Origin of the sequence: Pseudomonas sp. F01002 (assembly GCF_004402115.1) — a bacterium.
GTDB lineage: Bacteria > Pseudomonadota > Gammaproteobacteria > Pseudomonadales > Pseudomonadaceae > Aquipseudomonas > Aquipseudomonas frigoris.
Genome location: NZ_SOPU01000028.1, coordinates 69093 through 77053 on the forward strand (window position 1 = coordinate 69093; position 7961 = coordinate 77053).

8 protein-coding genes and 1 pseudogene are annotated in these 7961 nt (G+C 58.8%); 1 reads left to right on the forward strand and 8 read right to left on the reverse strand.

The features are described 5' to 3' along the window. Positions 1–97: 97 nt before the first annotated feature. The 4 genes from E3W21_RS24530 to E3W21_RS24545 form a co-directional block, all read right to left on the reverse strand. Positions 98–1024 carry a biotin-dependent carboxyltransferase family protein gene (locus E3W21_RS24530; RefSeq protein ID WP_134422160.1) on the reverse strand — a complete coding sequence of 309 codons (927 nt, stop codon included), beginning with the start codon at positions 1022–1024 and terminating at the stop codon, positions 98–100. Beyond that, entirely contained in the window at positions 1021–1725 is a 705-nt protein-coding gene (locus E3W21_RS24535; RefSeq protein ID WP_129442004.1) for an allophanate hydrolase subunit 1, read from the reverse strand. The genes E3W21_RS24530 and E3W21_RS24535 overlap by 4 nt, the downstream gene beginning before the upstream one ends. Continuing rightward, the gene (locus E3W21_RS24540) at positions 1722–2474 is read right to left on the reverse strand and encodes a 5-oxoprolinase subunit PxpA (protein ID WP_134422161.1); all 753 of its coding nucleotides are present in this window, start codon (positions 2472–2474) and stop codon (positions 1722–1724) included. Before E3W21_RS24540 ends, E3W21_RS24535 begins: the two co-directional genes overlap by 4 nt. 78 nt (positions 2475–2552) lie before the next feature. After that, positions 2553–3839 (reverse strand): MFS transporter, encoded by a 1287-nt coding sequence (locus E3W21_RS24545; RefSeq protein WP_134422162.1) that lies wholly within the window; start codon positions 3837–3839, stop codon positions 2553–2555. A 159-nt stretch (positions 3840–3998) separates the two neighbouring features. Here E3W21_RS24545 and E3W21_RS24550 point away from each other — a divergent pair, with 159 nt between their 5' ends. Continuing rightward, positions 3999–4913: a LysR family transcriptional regulator gene (locus tag E3W21_RS24550; RefSeq protein WP_134422163.1), complete on the forward strand. Its 915-nt coding sequence runs from the start codon at positions 3999–4001 to the stop codon at positions 4911–4913. A gap of 83 nt (positions 4914–4996) precedes the next feature. On the opposite strand, the gene E3W21_RS24555 is transcribed toward E3W21_RS24550, so the two are convergent. From E3W21_RS24555 to E3W21_RS24570, 4 genes and pseudogenes are all read right to left on the reverse strand, one after another. Continuing rightward, positions 4997–5539, reverse strand: coding sequence for a DUF2937 family protein (locus tag E3W21_RS24555; RefSeq protein WP_129441996.1), 543 nt, complete (start codon positions 5537–5539; stop codon positions 4997–4999). 12 nt (positions 5540–5551) lie between these two features. Beyond that, positions 5552–6328: a class II glutamine amidotransferase gene (locus E3W21_RS24560; protein ID WP_134422164.1), complete on the reverse strand. Its 777-nt coding sequence runs from the start codon at positions 6326–6328 to the stop codon at positions 5552–5554. Between the two features lie 32 nt (positions 6329–6360). Continuing rightward, complete coding sequence (locus E3W21_RS24565) at positions 6361–6858, reverse strand: MFS transporter (RefSeq protein ID WP_134422165.1); 498 nt, start codon at positions 6856–6858, stop codon at positions 6361–6363. Between the two features lie 95 nt (positions 6859–6953). Then, positions 6954–7961 (reverse strand): annotated as a pseudogene (locus tag E3W21_RS24570) (group II intron maturase-specific domain-containing protein); the annotation flags it as partial.

A 7961-nucleotide genomic window follows, 5' to 3' on the forward strand; every position in this document is an offset into this window, starting at 1 on the left:
TCGCTCCCACAGGGGAATGTGTCGTTCACAAAATGTGTGGGCAACAACGATCCAATGTGGGAGCCAGCTTGCTCCGGGCGGCGTTCCGACGATGCTTTTAGCGGTTCACAAACCGGCGTAGGTACTCGACCTGCTCCCGATGCGCGACATCCTGCACCACCGGTTTCAACCGCACCTGCGTCCCCGGCAGACACTGCGCCAGTCGCGCCAGCGCCAACGGCGTCAACGCCCCTAATCGCGGATAACCACCAATGGTCTGCCTATCATTGAGCAGCACAATCGGCTGCCCGTCCGGCGGCACCTGAACCGCACCCAGCGGGATGCCTTCGGAAATCATCGGCTTACCCTGATACTGCAACGCCGTTCCCAGCAAGCGTATGCCCATCCGGTCGGCACGGCTGTCGAGGGTCCAGACGCTGTTGAACGCATCAAACAAGCTCTGTCCACTGAACTCGCCGATCTGGGCACCGAGCACCAGGTCCAGCGGCGCGTTGAGTTTGAAATCCGGCACCTGTTCGCGCGCCAATTCCCGCAGCAGGAACAGCGAGCTCCCCGAATAGCTCAACTGCGCATCTTTGGCCAACGCCCGGCCCATGCCATCCAGCCCGCCGAGTTCTTCACGGACCACGGTTGCGCTGCTGCCCAACACCTTTGGCGCATCAAATCCGCCCGGGGCCGCCAAATATGCCCGAGCCCCAAGCAGCGGCTGAGTGAATTGCAATTGCTGACCTTTGTTCAGCCTGAAACTGCGCCACGGTGCCAACGCCTCGCCATCCACCTGTGCCCCCAGATCCGCTCCGGCCAAGGCCAGCACGCAATCCTCTTCGGCAACGACGGTGAACCCACCCAGGGTGATTTCAATCACCGGTGCATCCAGGCCATTGCCCAGCAACCAATTAGCCCACGACATTGATCGCCAGTCCGCCGCCCCGCCCTGGGTCACGCCCAAATGCCGCACGCCGAAACGGCCAGCGTCCTGCAACAGGCACAGCGGTGTACTCGCTTCTATTGATAGACGGCTCATGCCTGCGCCTCCAACGGCGTGTCATCACCGCCCAGATTGATGAATTCGGCATGGCTGACGGCTTCGAAGCGCACCGTGTCGCCTGGTTGCATCAGGCTGTAGCCGTCGCGTTCGCGGTCGAACAATTTGGCCGGGGTGCGACCGATCAGATTCCAGCCACCGGGGGACACCACCGGGTAAGCGGCCGTTTGGCGTTCGGCGATGCCGACACTGCCGGCGGCCACCTTTTTACGCGGAGTGTTCAGACGCGGCGCCGCCAGCGCTTCTTCCACCAGCCCCATGAAGGCGAAACCCGGCGCGAAACCCAAGGCGAATACCTGATACTCGCGCTCGCTGTGGCGACGGATCACTTCATCCACGGCCAATCCGCTGCGCAGGGACAACAGGCTCAACTCCGGGCCAACGCTCAAGTCATACCAGACCGGCAACACATGACATTTGCCGCGGGTGCAGGCGTTGGGCGACAGATCGATCAAGGCCTCGGCGATCAGCTCCCGAGCCTGGGCCGGACTCAACGCGGTCAGATCGTAATGCACCATCAACGTCGTATAGGACGGCACCAGATCGATCAGATGCCCGGCGAATGCAGCCCGCAGACTTTCACTGGCGGCGAGCATCCACGGCATGTTGGCCTCGCTGATCTCATCAAACAGACGGACCATCAAGCAATCCAGCGCCACCACTTCGACCCGGATTTTCATGGCGCGCTCTGCTGATCAAGTGCTTCGCGAATACGCCGCACGGCGGCTACCGAACTGGCATTGTCGCCGTGTACGCAAAGGGTATTGGCCTGCAAGTGCAAGGCACTGCCATCGCTGGCCGTGAGGTTGCCGCCGCGGGCAATGGTCAGCGCCTGCTCGATGATTGTTTCGGGATCGTGATGCACCGCGCCCGGCAGTTGCCGCGAGACCAGCATTCCCGCACTGTCGTAAGCGCGATCGGCGAAGGCTTCGAACCACAGGGTTACGCCGTATTCATCGCCCAACTGCTGGGCTGCGCTGTTGTCGCGAGTGGCCATCAACATCAGCGGTAACTCACGATCATAGGACGCCACAGCCTGAAGCACTGCGCGCAATTGCGCCGGGTTGGCCATCATGTCGTTGTACATCGCGCCGTGCGGCTTGACGTAACTCACCCGCCCACCCTGAGCCCGGCAAATGCCGTCGAGGGCGCCGATCTGGTAATGCACAATGTCCTGAAGTTCCTGGGCGGTGTAGGCCATGGAACGGCGGCCGAAGCCGACCAGATCCTGATACGCCGGATGTGCGCCGATCTGCACGCCGTTGCTCAAGGCCAGGCTGACGGTCTTGCGCATGATGCTCGGGTCGCCGGCGTGGAAGCCGCAGGCGATGTTGGCGCAATCGATGAAGGGCATGACCTCGGCGTCCAGACCCATGGTCCAGTTGCCGAAACTCTCGCCGATGTCGCAGTTCAATAGCAGGCGGTTCACGGTGAACACTCCTGTAGGTTTGATTCTTTTCTATCTGTAAGGCATTTGCCCGCAGATTATCAGTTGCTGGGCATTAAGTTATTGGGCTTCGAGTTGCTTGCCACGGGTTTCCGGCAGACTCAGGGCCGCTAGGATCACCACCCCGTAGGACACTGCCGCAAAAGCACCGATTCCCACGCTCAATGGCACCTTCTGGCTCATCAAGCCGATCAACAGCGGGAACAACGCCGCCAGCGCCCGACCAATGTTGTAGCAAAAGCCCTGACCCGAACCGCGAATCCGTGTTGGAAACAGCTCGGTCAAAAACGCGCCCATGCCGCTGAAGATCCCCGAGGCGAAGAAGCCCAGAGGAAAGCCTAGCCAGAGCATCACGCCATTGCTCACCGGCAATTGGGTGTAGAGCAGAACAATGGTGAACGAGCCGACCGCGAACAGAATGAAGTTCTTTTTACGCCCGAGGATGTCAGTCAAATACGCGCTGATGACGTAACCGACGTAGGAACCGACGATCACCATCGCCAGATAACCGCCCGTACCGAGTACGCTCAAACCGCGTTCGTTCTTCAGAAACGTCGGCAACCAGGAGGTGATCGCGTAGTAACCGCCCAGAGCACCGGTGGTCAGCACCGACGCGCAAATCGTGGTGAAAAGGATGCCGGGAGCGAATATCTCGTAGAATTTTGCCGGATTGCTGGGTTCTTGCTTAGCCTTGGCTTCGCGATAGATTTCCGGGTCCTTGACCAGTCGGCGGACGAAGATCACAAAGATCGCCGGCACGATGCCAAGGATGAACAGTGCGCGCCAGGCGTCTTCCGGTGGCAGCACCGAGAACAGCAGCGCATACAAAATCGCAGTCAGTCCCCAACCCAATGCCCAGCCGGATTGCACCATGCCAACAGCCTTGCCGCGGTCCTTGGCGCGAATCACTTCACCCATCAGCACCGCGCCAGCGGTCCATTCGCCGCCGAAACCGAAGCCCATCAAGGTGCGGCTGATCAGCAGTTGTTCGTAGTTTTGGGCAAAGCCGCATAGGAAGGTGAAAAAGGCGAACCACAGCACGGTGAGTTGCAAGGTGCGTACGCGACCGATTCGGTCGGACAGAATCCCCGCCACCCAACCGCCGATAGCCGAGGCGATCAGGGTGCTGGTGTGAATCAACCCGGCCTCGCCGGTGGTGATGCCCCACATCGCAATCAGGGTCGGCACCACGAAGCTGAGCATCTGCGTGTCCATGCCGTCCAGGCCATAGCCGATCTTGCAGCTCCAGAAGGTGCGGCGTTCCTGCTTGTTGATGTTGCGGTACCAGTCGAAAGGTCCAGGACGAACCGTGGCTTTGGGGATGTCGAGCGTGTCGGGCGCACTCATGGCAAATCTCCGCGCTAATTTTTATTGGTATTGTTCTGAGCCCCGACGACGCCTATCGTGGGAACCGGATGGCCTGATTTTTGGGCGCCTTGCCCTGCTACGTCCAACTAATAAAACCCCGCCCTAGACATAAGAATTCTTTATCCCCGAGCAGACCCCATGAACCTGAAGTTTCTCGAGACCTTTGTCTGGGTCGCCCGACTCAAGAGTTTTCGCCTGACGGCAGACAAGCTCTTCACCACCCAGGCGTCGATTTCCAGCCGCATTGCCGTGCTCGAAGGCGAGCTCGGGGTGAAGCTGTTCCTGCGAGATTCACGTGGCGTGAGCCTGACGCCCGAAGGCTTGAAAGTGCTCGAGTACGCCGAGCAAATGATGGACACCATGCAAGCCCTCAAGCAGTCGATCGAAACCCGCTCGAGCAAGGTCGGACGGGTTCGCATCGGCGTGATGGACACGGTCATCCATACCTGGCTGAGCCCGTTGGTGGCGCAAATGATGGATCACTATCCGCTGGTGGAAATCGAGTTGGTGGCCGATACCGCGCTCAACCTCTGCGATCAGCTGCAAAAAGGCTTTCTCGATCTGATCCTGCAAACCGACCTGTTGCGTCAGGAAAGCGTGCGCAGCCTTGAGCTGGCCAGTCACCCGATGGGCTGGATTGTGGCGACTAACTCGATCTACAACCGCGAGTATTCAGGGATTGCCGACCTGGCGCGGGAACGGATCATTACCTACTCGAAAAACTCTCACCCGCATCAGGAAATTCTCGCCCTGATGCAGGCCAACGGCATCATGACGCCACGATTGAACTGTGTGAATTCGGTATCAGCGATCACCCGGTTGCTGCGGGACGGTTTCGGTATTGGCGCGCTGCCACCGGTGCTGGTAGCCGAGGAACTGGCGCGGGGGGAATTGACCTTGCTGGCCATCGATCAACGTCCACCGAATTTGCAGGTGGTGGTGTCGTGGCGGGTTGGCGTGGAATGGGTCGAGGAGATTGTTTCGTTGTGTCAGCAGGTGCTGGACGGGTATGCGAAGAAGGTGGGTGAGGATTACATCACTTTGAGTCGTTGAAGAGCAAAAGATCGCAGCCTTCGGCAGCTCCTACAGGGAACGCATTCCAATGTAGGAGCTGCCGTGGCTGCGATCTTTTGCTGTTACAACCCCCGCACATCCCGATCTTCGATCGGTCGGCTCTGGCGCAGGCGTTTGCCGCCCAGCACCACCCAGTCGATCAGACGGAACAGGCATTCAATGCCGAACGACAACAGCAACGCTCCGCTCATGCCCCAGATCATCGCTTCCGGCGTCAGCAGGATCTGGTAGCTGTAGCCGTTCCAGGTTTCCTTGCGAATATCCGGATCAGCCGCCAGTGCAACCTGCAGGAAACGGATGTACCACGGGCCCTGCATGGCCTGGAACTGTTTGTCGAGCGCCAGCTGACGGGTCAGCAAGGTGCTCAGGCTGTCGGCATCGCTGCGAAAGATCGGGTCTTCGCTGCCGCGGTAATGGGCCACCAACGCCTGCATGTCGCCCTTGAAGAACTGATTCGCCGTGCCCTGAAAACCGCTCAGACTGGTCTGCGCCTCAATCAGATGCGCTTCGACCCGTTTGGCGTAATCGCTGATGAACCCCGGCACCTGGACACCGATCAACAAGCCCGCTGCAAACAACACCAGCCGTAGATAACTGAGCAACATGAAGGGAAATCCTTATTCGGTCTTGCCCTGGCTGACGCATTCACCGCGTCGCCAGAGGCTCCATTGGCCCGGTTCGTAGCGGGTCCAGGTTTCGTTTTCGGTCAAGGGTTCGGTGGCGATCACCGTGACCACGTCGTTGGGCGTGGTTTCGGCCTGGAAATCGACGATCACATCGACATCCTTCAAGCGCGCCGGGCCGAATGGCGCGCGACGGGTGATTTGCGCCAATTTGGTCGAGCAATAACAGAACAACCAATCGCCATCGCTGAGCAGGCAGTTGAACACGCCTTTGCCACGGTATTCGGCGCAGGCGGCCACCAGGTCTGGCAGCAGTTCTTCGACCTCTACCGGTTCCGGGAACGCTGCGCGCACGCGATTGAGCAAATCGCAGAACGCCGCTTCGCTGTCGGTATCGCCGACTGGGCGGTAAAAACTCTTGATCGGTTGAAACTCCGCGAGCTGGCCGTTATGGGCGAAACACCAGTTACGGCCCCACAGCTCGCGCACGAATGGATGGGTATTGGACAGGCAGACCTTGCCGACGTTGGCCTGGCGGATGTGCCCGATCACCACTTCGCTCTTGATCGGATAGCGTTGCACCAGGTTCGCGACTTCGGATTCGCAGCTCGCCGCCGGATCCTGAAACAGGCGCAGGCCACGGCCCTCGTAAAAAGCGATGCCCCAGCCGTCACGGTGCGGACCGGTGCGGCCGCCGCGCTGCATCAGCCCGGTGAAGCTGAACACGATATCGGTCGGCACATTGGCGCTCATGCCCAATAACTCACACATGCTCGGATTCTCGCTGAAAGGCAGGGGCAAGGTTACAGACGCGGTTCGACCCGCAATCGCTGAGGGTTGCTCGGCACCGGTGGACGACCGTAACGATCATCGCCCGCACCGCCGAAAGGATGATCCTCTTCAGGGTCATCGGCCCGGGCCGCAGCCTTGGCAGCGGCAGCCTGTTCCTTGCGAGCGTTGGACGCACGTTCGATAGGGAAACGGATTGCCACGAATACCAGGTAGATGCCGAAGGCGATCATGCCGTACATGAACAGGTCGGAAACCGCCCGCCAGGCGTTGTTGCCGACCTTGAACAATAGATCAAGGGCAGTAATGGCGATGGCCGGAGCGACCTTTTCCTTCACCGGGTCGATGATGGTCGGGCTGAACAGCAACACGGCAACCAATAGCCGTAACGGTTCACGCAGCCAGCGCCACATCCAGCGGGTCAGGCGCATCCACACCAGCAGGCAGCCCAAAGCGGCGAAGGCGTAGAGGCCCCAAGCGATCAGATAGTCGTTCTCGGTCATGGTGTCCATGGCAAGGCAGGCAAGTCGGGTGGAGACAGACCATTACTGGCCTGCCTCCCCCTAAGAACCGTACGTGCGCCTTTCAGCGCATACGGCTCAAGTCTTTAGTAAGCTCCTCGCGGAGCCGGCTTGTTCACTGTCAATCCACGGCTATGAAGCTGTTGGTGACAAACTGGATGCAATAGTACTCGGTTATCCAAGGTGTCTCCACCGCCTTGGGAGCGATGAACGATGTGATGGTCATGCCATCCCGTCTCCTTGTTAATCGGTTCCTTGCACAGCAGACACACTCCTTTTTGGCTCTGGAATAGGCTCAAAATCTGCTTGCGGTACTTCAGCTTGTTCAGCATCCGCGCCATACGCAGCGTCTCACCCATTTCTTCCATTGAAGGATCGAAGGGGTTGTACTCCCCACTCACCTTCTTGTGCCTCTCAATCGGCGTATCCGCTAGCGAATACAACGCGATCGTCCGTTTTGTCCCGCTTTCTTCCAGCACAACGGTGGAGAACACCCAGTTTTTACTTTCGTGACTTTGGAAATACTTCTTCCTGATCCACTCCAGCGATTTGTTAGGGTGCCGCCGTTTTGCCCAACGCCATAAAGCATGGAATATTTGGTTATCCATGCGGCTATACGCCTGCTTGGCGACTACTGGCTGGTGATAAAACGCCCAACCACGCAGTATCGGATTCAGCTGTCGGATCAGATCCTCCTGCCTTACCGTCTTGCTGGTACTGATANNNCTTCCCATCGAACTTGCGGAAATTCCAACCAAGGAAGTCGAAGCCTTCTTCTATATGGATGACATGGGTTTTCTCGGGTGACAACTGCAATCCACGCGTCGCGAGGAATTGCTCTACCCAAGGTCTGACTTCAGTTTCCAGCACCTCTCGCGAGGTTCCAGTTATCACAAAGTCATCCGCATAACGCACCACATTGATTTTCAGCTTCTTGGCCTTTGTCACCCCCCAGTACAGCTTGAGTTGTGACTCCAGCCCATCCAGCACCAAATTTGCCAAGGTGGGCGAGATAATCCCGCCCTGTGGCGTACCGGCATCCGTTGCCTGTAGCTGGCCTTTATGAATCACACCAGCTTTCAACCATTTCCGGA

Coding starts and splice junctions, on each gene's coding strand:
- E3W21_RS24550 (WP_134422163.1), top strand. CDS start 3,999: ATGAACCTGAAGTTTCTCGAGACCTTTGTCTGGGTCGCCCGACTCAAG.
- E3W21_RS24545 (WP_134422162.1), bottom strand. CDS start 3,839: ATGAGTGCGCCCGACACGCTCGACATCCCCAAAGCCACGGTTCGTCCT.
- E3W21_RS24535 (WP_129442004.1), bottom strand. CDS start 1,725: ATGAAAATCCGGGTCGAAGTGGTGGCGCTGGATTGCTTGATGGTCCGT.
- E3W21_RS24560 (WP_134422164.1), bottom strand. CDS start 6,328: ATGTGTGAGTTATTGGGCATGAGCGCCAATGTGCCGACCGATATCGTG.
- E3W21_RS24555 (WP_129441996.1), bottom strand. CDS start 5,539: ATGTTGCTCAGTTATCTACGGCTGGTGTTGTTTGCAGCGGGCTTGTTG.
- E3W21_RS24530 (WP_134422160.1), bottom strand. CDS start 1,024: ATGAGCCGTCTATCAATAGAAGCGAGTACACCGCTGTGCCTGTTGCAG.
- E3W21_RS24565 (WP_134422165.1), bottom strand. CDS start 6,858: ATGGACACCATGACCGAGAACGACTATCTGATCGCTTGGGGCCTCTAC.